The sequence below is a fragment of the Bradyrhizobium sp. USDA 3364 genome (assembly GCF_054056355.1).
On the sequence record NZ_JBSRYG010000002.1, the window covers coordinates 3623366 to 3642287 of the forward strand.

Annotated in this window: 19 protein-coding genes; 11 read left to right on the plus strand and 8 right to left on the minus strand. The window is 65.3% G+C overall.

Going from position 1 to position 18922, the window contains the following annotated elements; genetic code table 11:
- Window positions 1–22 precede the first annotated feature (22 nt).
- The 4 genes from ACVILL_RS17040 to ACVILL_RS17055 form a co-directional block, all read right to left on the minus strand.
- Window positions 23–463, minus strand: coding sequence for a hypothetical protein (locus ACVILL_RS17040; RefSeq protein ID WP_456730106.1), 441 nt, complete (start codon window positions 461–463; stop codon window positions 23–25).
- Window positions 441–572, minus strand: coding sequence for a hypothetical protein (locus ACVILL_RS17045; RefSeq protein WP_456730107.1), 132 nt, complete (start codon window positions 570–572; stop codon window positions 441–443). The genes ACVILL_RS17040 and ACVILL_RS17045 overlap by 23 nt, the downstream gene beginning before the upstream one ends.
- 32 nt (window positions 573–604) lie before the next feature.
- Window positions 605–976, minus strand: a complete 372-nt coding sequence (locus tag ACVILL_RS17050; RefSeq protein ID WP_456730108.1) for a DUF883 family protein — start codon at window positions 974–976, stop codon at window positions 605–607.
- 116 nt (window positions 977–1092) lie between these two features.
- The gene (locus tag ACVILL_RS17055; protein WP_456730109.1) at window positions 1093–2205 is read right to left on the minus strand and encodes an AI-2E family transporter; all 1113 of its coding nucleotides are present in this window, start codon (window positions 2203–2205) and stop codon (window positions 1093–1095) included.
- A 228-nt stretch (window positions 2206–2433) separates the two neighbouring features.
- Between ACVILL_RS17055 and ACVILL_RS17060 the strand changes: the two genes are divergently transcribed.
- From ACVILL_RS17060 to ACVILL_RS17070, 3 genes are all read left to right on the plus strand, one after another.
- Complete coding sequence (locus ACVILL_RS17060; protein ID WP_456730110.1) at window positions 2434–3261, plus strand: L,D-transpeptidase; 828 nt, start codon at window positions 2434–2436, stop codon at window positions 3259–3261.
- A 27-nt stretch (window positions 3262–3288) separates the two neighbouring features.
- Complete coding sequence (locus tag ACVILL_RS17065; RefSeq protein ID WP_456730111.1) at window positions 3289–3921, plus strand: DUF2865 domain-containing protein; 633 nt, start codon at window positions 3289–3291, stop codon at window positions 3919–3921.
- A 109-nt stretch (window positions 3922–4030) separates the two neighbouring features.
- The gene (locus tag ACVILL_RS17070) at window positions 4031–4186 is read left to right on the plus strand and encodes a Thivi_2564 family membrane protein (protein WP_212366203.1); all 156 of its coding nucleotides are present in this window, start codon (window positions 4031–4033) and stop codon (window positions 4184–4186) included.
- Window positions 4187–4351: 165 nt separating this feature from the next.
- Here ACVILL_RS17070 and ACVILL_RS17075 read toward each other — a convergent pair whose 3' ends face one another.
- A complete protein-coding gene (locus tag ACVILL_RS17075) occupies window positions 4352–6514 on the minus strand; it encodes a malate synthase G (protein WP_456730112.1) in 2163 nt (720 codons plus the stop codon).
- Between the two features lie 138 nt (window positions 6515–6652).
- A complete protein-coding gene (locus ACVILL_RS17080; protein WP_456730113.1) occupies window positions 6653–7888 on the minus strand; it encodes an MFS transporter in 1236 nt (411 codons plus the stop codon).
- A gap of 161 nt (window positions 7889–8049) precedes the next feature.
- On the opposite strand from ACVILL_RS17080, the gene ACVILL_RS17085 reads away from it, so the two are divergent.
- The gene (locus ACVILL_RS17085) at window positions 8050–8970 is read left to right on the plus strand and encodes an AraC family transcriptional regulator (protein ID WP_456734282.1); all 921 of its coding nucleotides are present in this window, start codon (window positions 8050–8052) and stop codon (window positions 8968–8970) included.
- A gap of 133 nt (window positions 8971–9103) precedes the next feature.
- Here ACVILL_RS17085 and cysC read toward each other — a convergent pair whose 3' ends face one another.
- Window positions 9104–11023 (minus strand): adenylyl-sulfate kinase, encoded by a 1920-nt coding sequence (gene cysC / locus ACVILL_RS17090; RefSeq protein ID WP_456730114.1) that lies wholly within the window; start codon window positions 11021–11023, stop codon window positions 9104–9106.
- Between the two features lie 46 nt (window positions 11024–11069).
- The gene (cysD, locus tag ACVILL_RS17095) at window positions 11070–11864 is read right to left on the minus strand and encodes a sulfate adenylyltransferase subunit CysD (protein ID WP_456730115.1); all 795 of its coding nucleotides are present in this window, start codon (window positions 11862–11864) and stop codon (window positions 11070–11072) included.
- A gap of 244 nt (window positions 11865–12108) precedes the next feature.
- Between cysD and cysG the strand changes: the two genes are divergently transcribed.
- From cysG to cysT, 7 genes are all read left to right on the plus strand, one after another.
- The gene (gene cysG / locus ACVILL_RS17100) at window positions 12109–13560 is read left to right on the plus strand and encodes a siroheme synthase CysG (RefSeq protein WP_456730116.1); all 1452 of its coding nucleotides are present in this window, start codon (window positions 12109–12111) and stop codon (window positions 13558–13560) included.
- On the plus strand, window positions 13557–13874 hold the full coding sequence (locus ACVILL_RS17105; RefSeq protein ID WP_456730117.1) for a DUF2849 domain-containing protein: 318 nt from the start codon (window positions 13557–13559) through the stop codon (window positions 13872–13874). The genes cysG and ACVILL_RS17105 overlap by 4 nt, the downstream gene beginning before the upstream one ends.
- A 27-nt stretch (window positions 13875–13901) precedes the next feature.
- Window positions 13902–15557 carry a nitrite/sulfite reductase gene (locus ACVILL_RS17110; protein WP_456730118.1) on the plus strand — a complete coding sequence of 552 codons (1656 nt, stop codon included), beginning with the start codon at window positions 13902–13904 and terminating at the stop codon, window positions 15555–15557.
- Window positions 15544–16059 carry a DUF934 domain-containing protein gene (locus ACVILL_RS17115; RefSeq protein ID WP_456730119.1) on the plus strand — a complete coding sequence of 172 codons (516 nt, stop codon included), beginning with the start codon at window positions 15544–15546 and terminating at the stop codon, window positions 16057–16059. The genes ACVILL_RS17110 and ACVILL_RS17115 overlap by 14 nt, the downstream gene beginning before the upstream one ends.
- Complete coding sequence (locus tag ACVILL_RS17120; RefSeq protein ID WP_456730120.1) at window positions 16056–16784, plus strand: phosphoadenylyl-sulfate reductase; 729 nt, start codon at window positions 16056–16058, stop codon at window positions 16782–16784. Before ACVILL_RS17115 ends, ACVILL_RS17120 begins: the two co-directional genes overlap by 4 nt.
- Before the next feature lie 200 nt (window positions 16785–16984).
- Window positions 16985–17974: a sulfate ABC transporter substrate-binding protein gene (locus tag ACVILL_RS17125; protein ID WP_456730121.1), complete on the plus strand. Its 990-nt coding sequence runs from the start codon at window positions 16985–16987 to the stop codon at window positions 17972–17974.
- A 136-nt stretch (window positions 17975–18110) separates the two neighbouring features.
- Window positions 18111–18917 carry a sulfate ABC transporter permease subunit CysT gene (gene cysT / locus ACVILL_RS17130; RefSeq protein ID WP_092126216.1) on the plus strand — a complete coding sequence of 269 codons (807 nt, stop codon included), beginning with the start codon at window positions 18111–18113 and terminating at the stop codon, window positions 18915–18917.
- Window positions 18918–18922: the final 5 nt, after the last annotated feature.

Here is an 18922-nt window from a genome sequence, read left to right on the forward strand (position 1 = left end):
CCCCGAATGACGGCGGAGAACGCTATTCCTCTTTGTCCGGCTCGGCGCTGCTCGCCGCGCTGCGGCTTGCCATCAGGCCGAGTGCGAGGCCGCCGACCGCCAGGATCGGGATCAGCCGCTTCACGCCGATGGCCCGCACGATCTGCAGGCCGGTGGCGACGACCACGGGGTCGGCAAACACATTGGCCGCGGCGGCCTTCGCTGCTTTCTCGGCGCGCCGGCGCATCTCGCGCTTGCGCACCGTATAGACGCCGGCGGCGATCAAGGTGACGACAAGAAACAATGCTGCGCCGGAGAGGCACGCTTCCACCGGCCCGTAGTGTTGCAGCACGTAGACGAAGGCGGCCGCGCACAGGAAGGCGATGGCGATGGACAGCGCGATCGCGGCAGCCGCCGCAAGCGACGTCAGCCGCAGCGCGTTGCCGGTGGTTTCCTTGACGTCATTGATCAGCCGCTGAAGCATCGACCACCCTTGCCTTGGATCTCGCCTTGAAAAGCGCATCGACGAACGAGGCGGCGGCGCGCCAGCGCTGCCATCGCGTCCAGAGTGGTGATTTGCGCATGATCGCCATCGCAGGCCTCATCCGCCGGGGTGGAGGTGCGCCTAACGCCGCCAGGTGACGCCGATCAGGAAGCCGAGGCCGAGTGCCAGGCCGACAGCCGCCAGCGGCCGCTGCGTGATCACCTCCTCCAGCGATTCCTCGATCGAGGATGCCGCGTCCTGCGCCGCGCCCATCATCGCGCTGCTGCGCTCCGACATGTCGTCGAGCTTCGATTCCGCATTGGCACGCGCATCCTTGTAGTGGCGGCGCGCCTGCTTGCCTGCGTTGTTCGCAAACGAGTTGAGCGCGTCGGTGATCTGTTCGGTGAGGGCTGCGATATCGTTCTTCACGGCAGTGACATCCTTCTCGAGGCGTTCGTAGGTCGCTTTGTCCGTCATGTTCTTGATCCCAAATGCGCTGTCCGTGTCCGACATCGAAAGCTCCCGGAGAACGTGTGCGTTGGAGGAAAAACGCGTCGCGCCACGCAAGGTTCCAGATGCGAAACCGGGCTTCGCTGTTCGACGCGTTTTCTCCACGCGAAAACGCTTTGTTAGCCCTCCGGCAGCTGCGGCGAATCGACCGGCATCAGGTGCTCCTTCACGATCAGCCCGACGATCAGCAGCGGCGACGACAGGAAAGCGCCCATCGGTCCCCACAGCCAGGTCCAGAACGCGAGCGCGAGAAAGACCGCGAGCGCATTCAGCGACAGCCGGCGGCCGACGATCGTCGGTGTGACGAAATGTCCTTCCATGAAGGTGACAACGGTAAAGCAGGCCGGTGCGATCAGCCCGGCGCCGATGGTCGGCGAGGCGATGATGCCGACCACCAGGAGCACCACGAACATCGCGACCGGGCCGATGATCGGAATGAAGTTCAACGTCGCGGCGAGCGCGCCGAGGCCGGCCGGATTGGGCATCCCCGTCGCCGCGCAGATCGCGCCGGTGATGATGCCGACGCCGGTATTGATCATGGTCACCGTCAGCAGATAATTGCCGAGGTGGGTCTCGAGCTCGTTGAGGATGCGCAGCGTGCGCAATCGCGCCGCGCGTTCGCTGAAGATCATCACCAGCGCGCGGCGCAGATCCTTCCAGCTCGCGATGAACAGGATCAGGGTGGCGAAGAACAGCAGGAATTCGGCGAAGGTCGGCGACAGGAATTCCAGCGTCGGCTGCACCCATTCGAATTTCGGCAGCTGGAAGCTGGCCAGCGTGTCGGAGCCGCCGACCATGCTCTGCAACTCCTGCCACAATGCGAGCGGCCGGTCGAACACGTGCAACTTCTCTCTCAGGATCGCGCCGAGCTCGGGCAGCCGTGCGCTCCATTCCATCGCCGGCGAGGCGATCAGTCCGATCATGAACGTGACGGCGGCGCCGACTGCGCTCACGATCAGCACGGCGCCGAGCGCGCGCGGAATCCGGTAGCGTTCCAATAGGCTCGCCGCCGGCGACAGCATGGTGCCGACGATGAAGGCCATGGTGATCGGGAGGAAGAAGGCCCGCGCCAGATAGAGCACCGCGACGATGACGATGACCAGCAGCGCGACCAGCGCAAAGGCGACCACCTCGGCCCGGCTGATCACCGGCGGCGTTGCGACCTTGCTGTCGGGGAAGGGTGAGCCTTCGGGCGCATTGCCAAGCAGAGTTTCACTCGGAAAGGCGCGCACCGGACTCCTCCGCACGAGGACACAAGAACTTCGCGCGACGAGGCCGTCACGCGCGTCGAATTGCCGGGACCAACGGCGCGCCCTGGCAAAGGTTCCATCGCGGGTTCGTGAGAGGTCGCGGGTTGACAATCGCAGCCTCGCGATGATTCGCGCCGGAACCGACTCGCGGCCATGTGCGTTAGCCCGGCATCGCATCACCACGATGCGCATCCCGTCCAGGGGCAGCACATGACAGAGCAGTCTCTCTCCAGCCGCCGGCTTGTGTCGCGCGCCGCGCGCACACATGTCCGCATTCTTGCCTTCGCCAGCGTCCTGTTCGCGACGCCATTCATTGTCACCACCTCGGCCAGCGCGCAGGTGCTCGGCTATGCGTCGACCCAATCTGGCGCATTCCCGTCCGACGAGGCGATGACCAATCCCGGGGCGACCGAGGACGGCGCACTGCCGGAGCGGCTGCGGCGCACCACCGTCGCGCTCAACACGTCAGAGGCGGCCGGCACCATCATCATCGATACCGGCAACACCGCGCTCTATTACGTGCTCGGCGGCGGCCGCGCGATCCGCTACGGCGTCGGCGTCGGCCGCGAGGGTTTCACCTGGGCCGGCACGCAGACGATCAGCCGCAAGGCCGAGTGGCCGGACTGGCATCCGCCGGCCGAGATGATCAAGCGCCAACCCTATCTGCCGCGCTTCATGGCCGGCGGCCCGGGCAACCCGCTCGGCGCGCGCGCGATGTATCTCGGCTCCAGCGAGTACCGCATCCACGGCACCAATGATCCGTCGACGATCGGCAAGTTCGTGTCGTCGGGCTGCATCCGCCTGACCAATGAAGACGTCTCCGATCTGTTCAGCCGCGTTGATGTCGGCACCAAGGTCGTGGTGCTGCCGAAGAACGCGCCGCATCTCGCCGCGCGCGAGCTCGGTCCGACCACGACGCAGATCTCGGTCCGCCCGGCCCAATACCAGCCGACCCAGGTGCAGCCGCGACCGGCAGTGATGACGCTGCCGTCAGGCCGTCAGGCGATGAACATCCCGGCAGGTTCCTCGTTGTACTGAGCAGCAGCGTTGTACTGAGGGTCGGTGATGGCAAAGCGAAACTTGAGGCCGTGGGCGTTCGGGACGGTGGCAATACTTGGTCTGTCCCTTGCGCCTGCGGCGCAAGCCCAGGATTTCTTCTCGCAGTTGTTCGGCGGCCTCATGCAGGGACGGCCGCCGCCGATGATCCGGATGCCGTTCGATGATGGCCCGCGCATGGTGCCACGGGTCGAACGGCGTTCCCGCTATGACGTCGGCCAGGCCTATTGCGTGCGCAGCTGTGACGGCCGCTATTTCCCGCTGGCCGCGACCGGCAACCAGAGCAAGGCGGAGAGCTGCAACAGCTTCTGCCCGGCGAGCGCGACCGAGGTGGTCTATGGCGGCAACATCGACAACGCCGCGACGGAAGACGGCAAGCCGTATTCCGAACTGGCAAACGCGTTCTGCTATCGTGACGAGATCGTCTCGGGCTGCACCTGCAACGGCAAGGACCCGGTCGGGCTCGCCGCGGTGAAGATCGAGGACGATCCGACCTTGCGCAAAGGCGACATCGTCGCCGGCAAGGACGGGCTGATGTCGGTCGGCCGCCCGGACCGACGTGGCGCGTCACTCAATTTCACGCCGGCGCCGGATCGCATCCGCGCCAAGTATGGCCAACCGCCGGTGGTGGCGCGCGAGTAGCGACGCCTGCATGTGGTGCTGTCTCGGTTCCTGGTCCGGAACCAGCCTCCCTCCCGCACGTTAGCAAGGCGCGCATAGCACATTCACTGATGCCATCAGGGGGCTCCGCATGCTCGTCGGCGTACTCGTCACTTTCCTTGTCGTTATCCTGGTTCTTTATCTCATCAACATGCTGCCGCTCGACGGCCGCGCCAAGCAGATTGCGCGCGTCGTCGTCATCATCATCGGCATCGTCTCGCTGCTGAAATATCTCACGGTGTTTTAGGTCCGTCATTGCGAGCGAAGCGAAGCAATCCATCTGTCCGCGCGCGCGGAGCGATGGATTGCCGCGTCGCTACGCTGCTCGCAATGACGTGGATGCAGCAATGCATCTCCAACAAAAAAGCCCCGGCTCGTCGCCGGGGCTTTTGCTTGTCGCCGGGTTCGCGGATCAGCCCGCGGCCTTGGCCTCGCGGCGGCGCGCGGTGAGGATGTATTCGGTGTAGCCATTCGGCTGCGTGCGACCCTCGAAGATGAGGTCGCAGGCCGCCTTGAACGCGACGCCGTCGAATGACGGCGCCATCGGCTTGTAGAGCGAGTCGCCGGCGTTTTGCTTGTCGACGACGACGGCCATCCGCTTCAGCGATTCCGTCACCTGATCCCTGGTGATGACGCCCTGATGCAGCCAGTTCGCCAGATGCTGGCTCGAGATGCGCAGCGTGGCGCGATCTTCCATCAGGCCGACATCGTGGATGTCGGGCACCTTGGAGCAGCCGACGCCCTGGTCGATCCAGCGCACGACATAGCCCAGGATGCCCTGGCAGTTGTTGTCGATCTCCTGCTTGACGTCGTCGGGCGCCCAGTTCGACTGCGACACCGGGATGGTGAGGATGTCGGAGAGTTTGGCGCGCGGCCCGCCCTTGGCGAGCTCCTGCTGGCGGGCGATCACGTCGACCTGGTGATAGTGCAGGGCATGCAGCGTGGCCGCGGTCGGCGACGGCACCCAGGCGGTGGTGGCGCCGGCCTGCGGGTGGCCGATCTTCTGCGCCAGCATGTCGGCCATCTTGTCGGGCGCGGCCCACATGCCCTTGCCGATCTGGGCATGGCCGGGCAGGCCGTCGATCAGGCCGTTGTCGACGTTCCAGTCCTCATAGGCCTTGATCCACGGCTGGGCCTTCATGTCGTTCTTGCGGATCATCGGACCCGCTTCCATCGAGGTGTGGATCTCGTCGCCGGTGCGGTCGAGGAAGCCGGTATTGATGAACATGATGCGCTTGGAGGCGCGCTGGATGCAGGCCTTGAGGTTGACCGTGGTGCGGCGCTCCTCGTCCATGATGCCGACCTTCAGCGTGTTCTCCGGCAGGCCGAGCATCTTCTCGACCTCGGCGAACAGGTCGCAGGTCAGCGTCACCTCGTCGGGGCCGTGCATCTTCGGCTTGACGATGTAGGCCGAGCCGGTGCGGCTGTTCTTGATCTTGGAATTGCCCTTGAGGTCGTGGATCGCGAGCAGGCCGGCGACGGCGGCGTCGAGCAGGCCTTCCGGAATCTCCTCGCCCTTGGCGTCGAGCACGGCGTCGGTGAACATGTGGTGGCCGACATTGCGCATCAGCAGCAGGCTGCGGCCGTGCAGCTTCAGCTCGCTGCCATCGGGCTTCCTGTAGACGCGGTCGGCATTGAGCGAGCGGGTCAGCGTCTTGCCGCCCTTCTCGAAATCGGCCGACAGCGTGCCGTTCATCAGGCCGAGCGTGTTGCGATAGACCAGCACCTTGTCTTCGGCGTCGACCGCGGCGACCGAGTCTTCCATGTCGAGAATGGTGGAGACCGCCGATTCCAGGATCATGTCGGCGACGCCGGCCGGATCATCCTTGCCGATCACGTTGCTGCGGTCGATCTTGACCTCGACATGCATGCCGTTGTTGACGAGCAGGATCGCGCTGGGCTGGGCAGCTTCGCCCAGATAGCCGGCGAATTGGGCGCCGTTCTTGAGCGCGGTCGAATTGCCGCTCTTCAGCTTGACCGAGAGCTGGCCCGCGATCACGGCATAGGACGTCACGTCGGTGTGGCTTCCGGTGGCAAGCGGCACGGCGGCGTCGAGGAATGCCTTGGCCTTCGCGATCACCTTGTCGCCGCGGGCCTTGTTGTAACCCTTGCCGCTCTCGCTCGGATCGTGCGGGATCGCGTCGGTGCCGTAGAAGGCGTCATACAGCGAACCCCAGCGCGCGTTGGCGGCGTTCAGCGCGTAGCGGGCGTTGGTGAGGGGAACCACGAGCTGCGGGCCGCAGATCTTGCCGATCTCCTCGTCGACATTGGCGGTCTCCACTTTGTGGGTCGCCGGCTCGGGCAAGAGGTAGCCGATCTCCTTGAGGAACGCGGTGTAGGCGTTGATGTCGAACGCCTTGCCCTTGTGGGCGCGATGCCAGTCGTCGATCTTGGCCTGCAGCGTGTCGCGGACCGCGAGCAACTCGCGGTTCTTCGGGCCGAGCTTCTGGATGATGGCGGCCAGTCCTGCCCAGAACGCGTCCGGCGCGATCCCGGTTTTCGGCGCCGCCTCCTTGGCGATGAAATCGAACAGGACAGGGGCGATCTTCAATCCATGGGCATCGACACGAGTCATGATGGGCTTTCTCAAAGAAACGGGGCGTTTAGGAGCTGTTTTCGAACGAAATCAGCAAAAAACGCGCCAAAGGGCCGCGTTCACGGCCCTTTTAGCCCTAAAGCCACGGTTCTGAGAAGGCCCCTGCACGCGGAGACGTCAGGGCGCCCTGGTCCGTACCTTGGCGGCGATCAACAATGCGGCGAGCACCAGGGGAACGGCGCCTGCCACGAACACCGCCGCAGCGCCCATTAGGTCAAGGACCAGCCCGCCGCCCGCGGCACCCGTGGTGATGCCGAGGAAAATCGAGGCCACGGTCATTCCGGTCCCGCTTTCAGTCTCGTCGGGCACCATGCGGGTGATCCACGTCGTCGTCGCCACAGGCACACCGCTGAAGGCGAAGCCCCAGAGCGCGACCAGCACCAGAGCGGGCACGACGTCTTTCCCGTAAGCTGCGAGCAACAGACCGACCAGGCTGATGGCCAGCGGCATCGCGATCAGCGTGAGCTTGAGCTTCCGCTCAGCCAGCAGGCCGCTCACGAAGGAGCCGAGGTAGTTGGCGACGCCGAAGGCGAGCAATGTCGCGGCGACGCCGGCTGCGCTAAGCCCGGTCACGTTTTCGAGGAAAGGACGGATGTAGCCGAAATAGGCGAAATGTCCGGTGAAGACCAGGGTTGCCGCCAGGATGCCGGCGCCGATCCCCGGCCGTGACAGAATCTCGATCAAGGTGCCGAGCCCGGCTTCTCCCCTTGGCGCCAGACGCGGCAACACCAATGCCTGCACGACGAACACTAGTCCGGCAAATGCCGTCGCCAGCAGGAACACGGCACGCCAGCTCATCAACTCGCCGAGATAGCTGCCAAGCGGCACGGCAATGATCATGGCCGCGGGAACGCCGCTCATCACGATCGACAAGGCGCGTGGGACCAATGGTGTCGGCACCAGTCGGATCGTCGTCGCAGCCGCCATCGCCCAAAAGCCGCCGAGGGCAAGGCCGAGCACGATCCGCGCCGTGAGCAGGAAGGTGATGTTCGGCGCCAGCGCCACCAGCAGATTGGAGATGGCCAGAAGAATCGCGAAACTGAGCAGTACCGGCTTTCGGTTGAAATTGCGTGTCAGTGTCGGCGTGAACAACGCGCCTACCAGGCCGGCGAGAGAGGTTGTTGTCACGGCCTGACCGGCAAGGCCCGGACTGACACCGAGGTCCCTCGCCATCGGCGTCAACAGGCCGGACGGCAGAAACTCCGCCGTCAGAAGCGCGGTGACGCCCAGCATCATTGCAACGACGGCGCCCCAGGCGGGCTCTTCCGAGGAGCGCAGATTAAGCGCGACGTCGCGCGGCTCCAGCGCAACCACATCGGTGTGCGCCAGAGCGGGGTCTACTTCTTGATCCATCGACCAGAACTTCCATTTTATGCTGCGTTGCCGCAGACATAGGCTGGAGGTTTTGGACAATCTATGCCATAAACGCCCTAATGTTTGATCGATCGTCCAAATCGCCTGCCGCTGCTACAACCGACGCCGCCGTCGATCTTGTGAGCGAACTGTTGCTCGGCATGCGGCTCGAGGGCGTTCGCTACCGTCGGGTCGAGACGCGGGCGCCATTCGGTTTTCGCTTCGAGACACCGTATGGGCGCGCGCAATTCCACTTCGTCGCACATGGCACGGCGCTGCTGCGCTACGCCGATGCGACGTTGCTTCCCCTTGGATGCGGTGACGCAATTTTCCTGCCGCGCGGCGGTGCGCATGATTTGGTCTCGGCCCCGGACGAGCCGAGTTGCGACGTCGAGCGCTTCGAGACCGAGACGCTCTGCGGCAATGTCGATGTGACGTCGGCCTGCCCTGAAGGATGCCCGCGGGACGACCAGGTTCTGATCTTCAGCGCGTGCATGAATTTCGATCTTGGCGGCATGCGGCCGCTGATCGCGCTGATGCCGGAGGTGATGCGGGTCGACACCTTGCTGGCGCGCCAGCCGGAAATCGAACCGATGCTGAAGGCGATGGAGCGGGAGACCTGTACGCCGCGGGCCGGTTCGGTCGGCGCCATGGCGCGACTGGCCGATGTCCTCGCCGCGTCGATCGTGCGTGGCTGGGTCGAATGCGGCGGCGACAACGCGATGGATTGGTTCGAGGCCTTGCGCGATCCGCGTCTCGGCCGCGCCATCGGCGCGCTGCATCGCGCTCCCGGCCGCAACTGGACGGTCGCCGAATTGGCGGCGGAGGCAGGATGCTCGCGCTCGCTGTTCGCCGAACGCTTTCAGTCAATGACCGGCTTATCGCCCGCGCGCTATCTTGCCGAACTGCGGATGCGTCTCGCGACACAATGGATCGAGCACGAACGCCAGCCGATCGAGCTGATCGCCCAGCGGCTTGGCTATGCGTCGCAAGCGGCCTTCAGCCGTGCGTTCAAGCGCATCACCGGGCAATCGCCGGGGATGGTGCGGCACGCGGCCGGAAGCCGGCGCGCGGCGGAATAGCTTTCAATCGGACTGTTTTTCTGACACCGCCGTCGCCCGGTCCGGTCTACGCCAAGGCTTCGACGGGGCTTCGGTCTGAGGCTCGCCGGAGCTTTAGCGGAGGCGGCGAGCCGGGCGATGACAGCGAGCAAGGTCAGATATTCGCCGCAAGATCGGTCAGCTCGTCGAACAGAACGCCGGTCGTGGTCAGCATCCGCTCGATCGCGTCGGTGGCGTCGGCGACCGAGCGGTTCGAGGTGTCGATGGTCAATTCGTTGCCGGTCGGCGGCTGATAATCGCTGCCGATGCCGGTGAAGCCCTGCAGCGCGCCGGCGCGGGCCTTGGCGTAATGGCCCTTGGGGTCGCGGGTCTCGCAGACCTCGGCAGGCGTGGCGACATAGATCTCGCGGAACGCGCTGTCGGCGATGCGGCGGGCTGCCGCACGGTCGGCGCTCGACGGCGACACCGCGGCGACGATGGCAATATGGCCGTTGCGCGCGAGATGGGTCGCGACCTCGGCGAGGCGGCGGATGTTCTCGGTGCGATCCTGCGGCGAGAAGCCGAGATCGCTGTTCAGCCCGGCGCGGAAGGTGTCGCCATCGAGCAGGATCGGCGAGCCGCCATTGCCGAACAGGCGCCGTTCCAGCGCCCGCGCCAGGGTCGACTTGCCCGAACCGGGCAGGCCGGTCAGCCAGATCACCGCGCCATTGTGGTGGTAGCGCGCCGAGCGCTCGTCGGGGCGCAGTGCTGACTCCACCGGCACGATATCGACCGGCACCGCGGGCCGGCCGGCGTCGACCGAGAGCACGAGGCCGCCGCCGGCGATGCGGCCGTTGACCTCGATCACGAGGCGGCCGGAGCGCGGATTGTCGGTATAGGGATCGGTCGCGACCGGCTGCGCCAGCGAGATGTCGATCTCGCCGACATGGTTGCGCGCGATCGCACTGTTCTCTTCGTTGGACAGCGCGCCGGGATCGATCGCCTTTTCGATCGCGACCACGGTGGCGCGGCTTTCCTTGGTGCCGAGCCGGATCAGGATCTGCTCGCCCTTTGTCAGCGGCTTGTCGTGCAGCCAGAAGATCCGCGCGCGGATGCGGCGGGTGTCGCGCGGGCTCTGCCCGGAATGTCCAATGATGTCGCCGCGCTCGAAGAACAGCTCGCGGTCGAGCGTGATGCCGACCGAGCGCCCGGCGCCCTGCGGGCCCTGCACCGGCGTCACCGGCCAGCTCTCGACCGTCTTGATCCTGGCGATCTTGCCGGTCGGCATGATGACGATCTCGTCGCCGGCCTTCAGGCTGCCGGACTCGATCCGGCCCGCCACGATGCGGCGGTCGTCGAACTTGTAGATCGCCTGCACCGGCAGGCGCAGCGGCAGCTCGACCAGCGGGCGCGCCGGCTCGAGCGCATCGAGCGCCTCGACCACGGTCGGTCCCCTGTACCAGTCGATCCGCGCGGTGCGCTCGGCGACGCCGTCGCCGTCGCGCGCCGAGATCGGGATCACCGCCGCAGGCGTCACGCCGAGGCCGACCAGATGCGCGGAAATCTCGTCGCTGATCTCCTTGAAGCGGTCCGCGCTGAAATCGACGCGGTCCATCTTGTTGACGACGACCGCGACCTGCTTCACGCCGAGCAGATGCAGCAGATAGCCGTGGCGGCGGGTCTGGTCACGCACGCCTTCCAGCGCGTCGATGATCAGCACCGCGCCGTCGGCCTGCGAGGCGCCGGTGATCATGTTGCGCAAGAACTCCGCGTGGCCGGGCGCGTCGATCAGCACGACGTCGCGCGAGCGGGTGCGGAAGCGGATCTGGGTGGTGTCGATGGTGATGCCCTGGTCGCGCTCGGTCTGCAGCGCGTCGAGCAGAAACGACCATTCGAACGGCATGCCGCGCCGTGCGCTCACCGCCTTCAGCATCTCCAGCTTGCCGTCCGGCAGGCTGCCGGTCTCATGCAGCAGGCGTCCGACCAGCGTCGACTTGCCGTGATCGACATGGCCGACGATGACGATGCGCACCTGCGGCCGGGTCGTGCCGTTGGGCGTTGCCGAGATCGAGGCGGTGGGGAGGATCATGTTCATCGGAACGCTCGCACGAAGTGGGAAGCCAAGTTGGTTCGCGTGGTGATCAGAGATAGCCGGCGACACGCAGCCGCTCGAACGCATCCTCGGTCTCGTGGTCGAGCGCGCGGCCGGCCCGCTCCGGGATCTTGGTGGCGTCGAGCTCGGCGAGGATCTCGTCGATGTTGGAGGCGGTGGAGGCGACCGGGTTGGTGATGTCCTGATCTCCCAGCGAGCGATAGCGCTTGCCGTCCCTGGCGAGATAAAGCGGGATGATCGGAATGCCTTCGCGCTTGGTGTAGGCCCAGATGTCGGCCTCGGTCCAATGCAGGATCGGATGAATGCGCAGATGCGCGCCTTGCGGCGGCGAGGCGTTGAACTGGTCCCAGAATTCCGGCGGCTGGTCGCGAACGTCCCATTCGCCCTCGAGGCCGCGCGGCGAGAACACCCGCTCCTTGGCACGGGTCGCCTCTTCGTCGCGGCGGATGCCGGCGATCAGTCCGTCGAAACCGTATTTGTTGAGCGCGAGCTTCAGCCCCTCGGTCTTGCGCGCGGCGGAACGCGCGGCCGGCGGCAGGGTCGGATCGACGCTGTCGATCGGCGGGCATGGCTCGACGCGCAGGTCGAGGTCCCATTCCTTGCCGAAGCGGTCACGGAACGCATACATCTCCGGAAATTTCTTGCCGGTGTCGACATGAAGCGCCGGGAACGGCACGCGGCCGAAGAACGCCTTGCGCGCCAGCCAGATCATCACATTGGAGTCTTTGCCGAGCGACCACAGCAGCGCCAGCTTCTTCAGCCGGGCGAACGCCTCGCGCAGGATGTAGATGCTCTGCGCCTCCAGCTCGTCGAGATGATCCATCGACGGCGCCTGAGCGGCCTGAATTCCCGGCACGGAAGATGCTTGTGCGAGGGCTGCGGACCGCGTCCTGGCGGCGACGGATTCGTTGTCGAGAAGATGCATCTCTTGGCCTTGGCCTGTGGAGTTGAAAATTCTAAAGTTGCGCTGCAATAGAGAAGAAATAATTTTCTCTTTGCTGGCCTTGATCGAGAGATAAATAGAAAATAATTTCAGTCAACCCCCAAGTTGGGGAAACGAGTGTCTGATGCGATACCTGCCTGTGTTTCTGGATCTGCAAAGCGGCAAGGTGCTGCTCGTTGGAGCGGGCGAGCTTGTGCGCGCCAAATTGCGGCTGCTTGCGGCTGCCGGCGCGGCGGTCCGCTGGTATGCGACCGACGGCGATCATGAGCTCGCCGGCATCGCGGCGGAGGACGCCGCGCGCATCGAGCGCGCCGAGGGCGATCCGCTTGCCGCCGATCTCTCCGACGTCATCGCCATCCTCTGCGCCGGCGCCGGCGACATCGGCGTTGCGATGTCGGGGCGCGCGAAAGCGGTCGGCCTGCCGGTCAACGTGATGGACGACCTCGTGCATTCCACCTTCATCATGCCGGCGATCGTCGATCGCGGCGATGTCGTGGTCGCGGTCGGCACCGGCGGCACATCGCCGGTGGTGGCGCGCCGCATCCGCGAGAGGATCGAGGCGGTGCTGCCGGCGCGCATCGGCGATCTCGCCGGCTTCATCGGCCACTTCCGCAAGGCGATGCATGCCCGCATCGAGGAGTTTCCGCTGCGCCGCCGCTTCTGGGAGCGCATCATCGACGGTCCGATCGGCGCGCTGGTGCTGGCCGGCCGCAAGGACGAGGCCGTGCAGGCGCTGAAGGCGATCAAGGATCCCGCCGCATTCGCCAGCGCTGATACCGAAGGCAAGGCCGTCGGCCATGTCACGCTGGTCGGCGCCGGTCCCGGCGATCCGGATCTGCTCACCGTGAAGGCGCTGCGCGCGCTGCAGGATGCCGACGTCGTGTTCTATGACGAGCTGGTGTCTCCCGAAATTCTCGACCGCATCCGCCGCGACGCGACGCGGATTCCGGTCGGCCGCCGTGTCGGCAAGCCCGGCATCGGCCAGGACGCCATCAACCGCCTGATGATCGAGGCCGCGCAGTCGGGCCAGCGCGCGGTGCGGCTGAAGGGCGGCGATCCCTTCATCTTCGGCCGCGGCGGTGAGGAAATCGAGGCACTGCGCGACGCCGGCGTCGCCTATTCCATTATTCCGGGCGTCTCCGCCGGTCTCGGTGCGGCCGCGCAATTCGAGGTGCCGCTGACCTTCCGGCACGAGGCGCTGCGCATCACCTTCCTCACCGCGCACAAGGCGCGCGACGCCGAGGTCGTCGACTGGTCGGTGCTCACAGACAAGAAGATGACCGTCGTCGTCTACATGGGCATGACCGCGGCGCCTTCGATCCGCGAAGGCATGCTGGCCGCGGGCCGTTCGCCGGAGACGCCGGTCGGCGTGTTCGCGCGGGTGACGCGGCCCGACGCCAAGGCTGCCGTCGGCACGCTGGCGCGGCTGCCTGAGCTCGTCAAACAGGTCGATGGCGGCCCCGCCATTCTCATCATCGGCGATGTGGTCGCGCATTCCGCGCCATGGAGCCGATCCAACGTCACCCAATTGTTCTCCAACCAGATGTTCTCCGAACTGCTGAAAGCTGCCGAATGACCTCTCCGCTCGAACAGAAGAAAATCAGGATCACGGGCCCCTCGGTGGTGACCGCCAACCGCACCTGGGACGGCGCCGTCGTGTACCGCACCGCCAAGCAAGGCTGGTCCACCGAACTCGCCGATTCAGCCATCGTCACCACCTCCGACGATGCCCGCGCGCTGCTGGCGGAAGCCGCCGCCGACGACGTCGGCGCGGTCGGCCCCTACATCGCGCCGGTCGAGCTCAAGGACGGCGGCAAGGTCAAGCCCGGCAACCTCCGCGAACAGATCCGCGCCAAGGGCGTCACCATCGATCTCCAGGTCCCCGCGTAAGGCGCGCCGGCGTAAGGCTCATCGAACATGTATGCATATGACGAACTCGACCGCACGCTGATCAACGAGCGTGTTTCGGAATTCCGCGACCAGGTGAAGCGCCGCCTCTCCGGCGAGCTGACCGAGGACGAATTCAAGATCCTGCGCTTGCAGAATGGCGTGTACTTGCAGCTGCACGCATACATGTTCCGCGTCGCGATCCCCTACGGCACGCTGTCGTCGAAGCAGCTGCGCCGGCTCGCCCATGTCGCGCGCCGCTACGACCGCGGCTACGGCCATTTCACCACGCGGCAGAACATCCAGTTCAACTGGATCAAGCTCGCCGAGCTGCCCGATGCGCTGGCCGATCTCGCCCAGGTCGGCATCCATGCGATGCAGACCTCCGGCAACAACATGCGCAACGTCACCTCGGACCAGTGGGCCGGCGTCGCGCCCGGCGAGATCGAGGATCCGCGCATCTGGTCGGAGCTGATCCGCCAGCACACCACGCTGCATCCGGAATTCTCGTTCCTGCCGCGCAAGTTCAAGATCGCGATCACCGCTGCCGAGCACGACCGCGCCGCGATCAAGATCCACGACATCGGACTGCGGCTGCACAAGAATGCCGACGGCGAGACCGGCTTCGAGGTGCTGGTCGGCGGCGGCCTCGGCCGCACCCCGTTCATCGCCAAGACCATCAAGCCGTTCGTCCCCGGCCGCGATATCCTGAGCTACATCGAGGCGATCCTGCGCGTCTACAACCAGTACGGCCGCCGCGACAACATCTACAAGGCGCGCATCAAGATCCTGGTGCACGAGCTCGGCATCGAGAAGTTCGCCAAGGAAGTCGAGGAGGAGTGGAAGGCGATGGGCGATGTCGGGCTGACGCTCGATCACGCCGCCATCGAGGAGGTCCGCTCGCGCTTCTCCTATCCGCCTTATGAAAAGCTGCCGCATATGCCGGACGAACTGAAGCAGGCCGCGCATGACCCGCTGTTCGAGCGTTGGCGCAAGAATTCGGTGTCGGCGCACAAGGTGCAGGGCTATTCGATCGTGACGCTGTCGCTGAAGCCGGTCGGTGGTCCGCCCGGCGATGCCACCGCCGAGCAGATGGACGCGGTCGCCGACCTCGCCGACAAATATTCGTTCGGCGAGATCCGCGTCGGCCACGAGCAGAACTTGGCGCTGCCGCACGTCGCCAAGCGCGACCTGCCGCTGCTGTTCAAGGCGCTCGACCGCCTCGGCCTCGCGACGCCGAACGTCAACCTCGTCACCGACATCATCGCCTGCCCGGGGCTGGACTACTGCTCGCTGGCCAATGCGCGCTCGATCCCGATCGCGCAGGAGCTGACGCGGCGCTTCGCCAACCATGACACCGCCGACCTGATCGGCCGGCTGCACATCAACATCTCCGGCTGCATCAATGCCTGCGGCCATCACCATGTCGGCCACATCGGCATTCTCGGCGTCGAGAAGAACGGTGAGGAATTCTACCAGATCACGATCGGCGGCCGTGCCGACGAGAACGCGCAGTTGGGCACCTTGATCGGCCCGGCCGTTCCCTATGCGGAAGTCGCCGACGTGATCGAAGACATTGTCGAAGCCTATCTCGCGCTGCGCGACCGTCCCGAGGAATTGTTCGTCGATACGGTGAAGCGTCTGGGCGTCGAGCCGATCAGGGAGCGCGTCTATGCCACTCGTTAAGCAGGGAAGACTAACCACCGATTTGTTCGTGCATGTCGCCGACGGCGCCGAACTGCCGGGTGACGGCGCGGTGCTGGTGACGGCCGAGCGCTTTCTCGCCGATCCGGAAGCGCTGCTGCGCCGCGCCGGCAAGGTCGGCGTGATCTGGCCGAACAACCGCAATCTCGACGATCTGGTGCCGCATCTCGATCGGCTGGCTTCGGTTGCGCTGGTGTTCCCCACCTTCCGCGACGGCCGTGCCTACAGCCAGGCGCGCCTGCTGCGCGAGCGCTACGGCTATGACGGCGAGCTGCGCGCCACCGGCCAGATCCTGCGCGACCAGTTCGTGTTCATGACGCGCGCCGGCTTCGACGCCTTCGAGGTGAAGAAGGATGCCGACGCCGATGCGTTCGCCCAGACCATGAAGCGCTATTCGGTGTTCTACCAGCCGACCGGCGACGGCCGCGTCACCGCCCTCAACCGCCGCATGCAGCTGCGTCACTCGGAGAGCGCCGGCCAGTGAGCACGCTTGCACCAGAGCTGACGGTACAGCCGAGCGGATTGCCGCCGGCGGACGTGCTCGATCGCGCGCTACGCACGGCATCGCCTGCCGAGGTGATCGCGGCGGCGTTGCGGACGGTCGGCCGCGAGAAACTGGCGCTGGTGTCATCGTTCGGCACCGAGTCCGCCGCGCTGCTCAAGGTGATGGCGGATGTCGATCCGGCAATCCCGGTGGTGTTCCTCGACACCGGCTGGCTGTTCGAAGAGACGCTGGCCTATCGCGACACGCTGATCAAGACACTCGGCCTCACCGATGTGCGCTCGATCAAACCTGACGAAGAAGCGCTGTCGCGCCAGGATCCGGACCGCGAATTGTGGTTCACCGATCCCGACGCCTGTTGCCGCATCCGCAAGGTGGAACCGCTGGCGCGTGCGCTGAAGCCGTTCGCCGGCTGGATCAACGGCCGCAAGCGGTTCCAGGGCGGTGCCCGCGCCGACATTCCGGTCGTCGAGGATGACGGGATCAGATTGAAATTCAATCCGTTCGCCAACGTCTCGCGCGAGGAGATCGAGGCGATCTACACGCTCTCCAGGCTGCCGCCGCATCCACTTGTCGCATCGGGATATCAGTCGGTCGGGTGTATGCCTTGCAGCAGCCGGTCCGCTGCCGGCGAGGATGCACGCGACGGCCGCTGGCGTGGCCGGGCGAAGACGGAATGCGGCATCCACACCATGAAGATGTCGTGAGCATAATCAGCGTCACGGCACGATGACGCTTCATCGCGATGTGACGACGCGACAAAGCCTTCGCAGTGCGGTGACTTCGTAGCACAAGCGCGCTGCGCCGCCGAAAACAAAGAAAACCGGTTTCGTTGACTTCAAGCCACTTCACCGTGAGTTATGTCTTGCGTGTTCCCTGACATTTCTCAGGTTGAATGGAGACAGAAATGATCCGTCGTATGCTGCCGCTGGTCGCGGGGTTGTTGTGGGCGAGCTCGGCCTTTGCGGCCGACTATTCGCTGCTCAACGTGTCCTACGATCCGACGCGCGAGCTCTATGTCGATTTCAACAAGGCGTTCGCCGCGGCCTATCAGAAGGATACCGGCAAGAGCGTCGAGATCAAGCAGTCGCATGGCGGCTCCGGCTCGCAGGCGCGCTCGGTGATCGACGGATTGCAGGCGGACATCGTCACGCTGGCGCTCGCCTATGACATCGATGCGATCGCCGGCAAGGGCCTGCTCGCCGCGGACTGGCAGAAGCGGCTGCCGCTCAACGCCTCGCCGTACACCTCGACCATCGTGTTCCTGGTGCGCAAGGGCAATCCCAAGGGCATCAAGGATTGGGACGATTTGATCAAGCCCGGCGTCAGCGTGATCACGCCGAACCCGAAGACCTCGGGCGGCGCGCGCTGGAACTATCTCGCCGCCTGGGGCTATGCGCAGAAGAAGTACGGCTCGGCCGACAAGGCGAAGAAGTTCGTCGCCGATCTCTATCAGAACGTCCCGGTGCTCGACACCGGCGCGCGCGGCTCGACCGTGACCTTCGTCGAGCGCGGCGTCGGCGACGTGCTGCTTGCGTGGGAGAACGAAGCCTTTCTGGCGCTGCGCGAATTCGGCGCGGAGAAGTTCGAGATCGTGGCCCCGCCGCAGTCGATCCTCGCCGAGCCGCCGGTCGCGGTGGTCGACGCGGTCGCCGACAAGAAGGGCACCCGCGCGGTCGCCGAAGCCTATCTGAAGTACTGGTACACCAGGGAAGGCCAGGAGATCGCCGCGCGCAATTCCTACCGGCCGCGCGATCCCGAGATCGCCAAGGAGTACGAAAAATCCTTCGCCAAGGTTGAACTTTTCACCATCGACGACGTTTTCGGTGGTTGGACCAGGGCCCAGAAGGAGCACTTCGCCGAGGGCGGCATCTTCGATCAGATCTACAAGAACTGATCATGCGCATGATCCGGAAAAGTGTGACGCGGTTTTCCGAAAGATCATGCGCAAACGAAGAATCTGAGGCGCGACCATTCGCACCACAGGTCGAACAGGGGGATATGTGAGCACAGCGGTTGCACGGCGCAGTACCCTGCCGGGGTTCGGTCTCACCATGGGACTGACCCTGACATGGCTCTCCGTTATCATCCTGATTCCGCTGGCCGCGCTGTTTCTCAAGACATTCGAGCTCAGCCTCGATCAGTTCTGGGGCATCGTCACCAGCCGCCGCACATTGAACGCGCTCAAGATCTCATTTGGGCTTTCGTTTGCGGCCGCTTGCGTCAATCTGGTGATGGGGACGATCATCGTCTGGGCGCTGGTTCGCTATCGCTTTCCGGGCCGGCGGCTGTTCGATGCCATCGTCGATATTCCCTTTGCCTTGCCGACCGCGGTCGCCGGCGTCGCGCTGACGCAACTGTTCGCGCAGAAAGGCTGGCTCGGCGCGCCGCTCGCCGAGCTCGGCATCAAGGTCGCGTTCACGCCGATCGGCATCTTCATCGCGATGATCTTCATCGGCATTCCCTTCGTGGTGCGCACGGTGCAGCCGGTGCTGATCGATCTCGATCCCGAGATCGAGGAGGCGGCCGCGAGCTTGGGCGCCAATCGCTGGCACACCGTGTTTCGCGTCATCCTGCCGAGCCTGATCCCGGCGCTGCTCACAGGCTTCGCGCTGGCCTTCGCCCGCGCCATCGGGGAATATGGCTCGGTGATCTTCATCGCCGGCAATTTGCCCAACGTCTCCGAGATCGCGCCGCTCTTGATCGTGATCCGGCTGTCCGAATTCCGCTACGCCGACGCCACCGCAATCGCGGTCGTGATGCTGGTGGCCTCGTTCCTGATCATCTTCCTGATCAACCGGCTGCAACGCTGGGCGCAGGCCCGCATCCCCGTGCATTGAGGTCT

Excerpts from the sequence above, each read along its gene's own strand:
- ACVILL_RS17040 (WP_456730106.1), bottom strand. The coding sequence starts at position 463 with ATGCTTCAGCGGCTGATCAATGACGTCAAGGAAACCACCGGCAACGCG.
- ACVILL_RS17045 (WP_456730107.1), bottom strand. The coding sequence starts at position 572 with ATGGCGATCATGCGCAAATCACCACTCTGGACGCGATGGCAGCGCTGG.
- ACVILL_RS17050 (WP_456730108.1), bottom strand. The coding sequence starts at position 976 with ATGTCGGACACGGACAGCGCATTTGGGATCAAGAACATGACGGACAAA.
- ACVILL_RS17060 (WP_456730110.1), top strand. The coding sequence starts at position 2,434 with ATGACAGAGCAGTCTCTCTCCAGCCGCCGGCTTGTGTCGCGCGCCGCG.
- ACVILL_RS17065 (WP_456730111.1), top strand. The coding sequence starts at position 3,289 with ATGGCAAAGCGAAACTTGAGGCCGTGGGCGTTCGGGACGGTGGCAATA.
- ACVILL_RS17070 (WP_212366203.1), top strand. The coding sequence starts at position 4,031 with ATGCTCGTCGGCGTACTCGTCACTTTCCTTGTCGTTATCCTGGTTCTT.
- ACVILL_RS17075 (WP_456730112.1), bottom strand. The coding sequence starts at position 6,514 with ATGACTCGTGTCGATGCCCATGGATTGAAGATCGCCCCTGTCCTGTTC.
- ACVILL_RS17080 (WP_456730113.1), bottom strand. The coding sequence starts at position 7,888 with ATGGATCAAGAAGTAGACCCCGCTCTGGCGCACACCGATGTGGTTGCG.
- ACVILL_RS17085 (WP_456734282.1), top strand. The coding sequence starts at position 8,050 with ATGCGGCTCGAGGGCGTTCGCTACCGTCGGGTCGAGACGCGGGCGCCA.
- cysC (WP_456730114.1), bottom strand. The coding sequence starts at position 11,023 with ATGAACATGATCCTCCCCACCGCCTCGATCTCGGCAACGCCCAACGGC.
- cysD (WP_456730115.1), bottom strand. The coding sequence starts at position 11,864 with ATGGATCATCTCGACGAGCTGGAGGCGCAGAGCATCTACATCCTGCGC.
- cysG (WP_456730116.1), top strand. The coding sequence starts at position 12,109 with ATGCGATACCTGCCTGTGTTTCTGGATCTGCAAAGCGGCAAGGTGCTG.
- ACVILL_RS17105 (WP_456730117.1), top strand. The coding sequence starts at position 13,557 with ATGACCTCTCCGCTCGAACAGAAGAAAATCAGGATCACGGGCCCCTCG.
- ACVILL_RS17110 (WP_456730118.1), top strand. The coding sequence starts at position 13,902 with ATGTATGCATATGACGAACTCGACCGCACGCTGATCAACGAGCGTGTT.
- ACVILL_RS17115 (WP_456730119.1), top strand. The coding sequence starts at position 15,544 with ATGCCACTCGTTAAGCAGGGAAGACTAACCACCGATTTGTTCGTGCAT.
- ACVILL_RS17125 (WP_456730121.1), top strand. The coding sequence starts at position 16,985 with ATGATCCGTCGTATGCTGCCGCTGGTCGCGGGGTTGTTGTGGGCGAGC.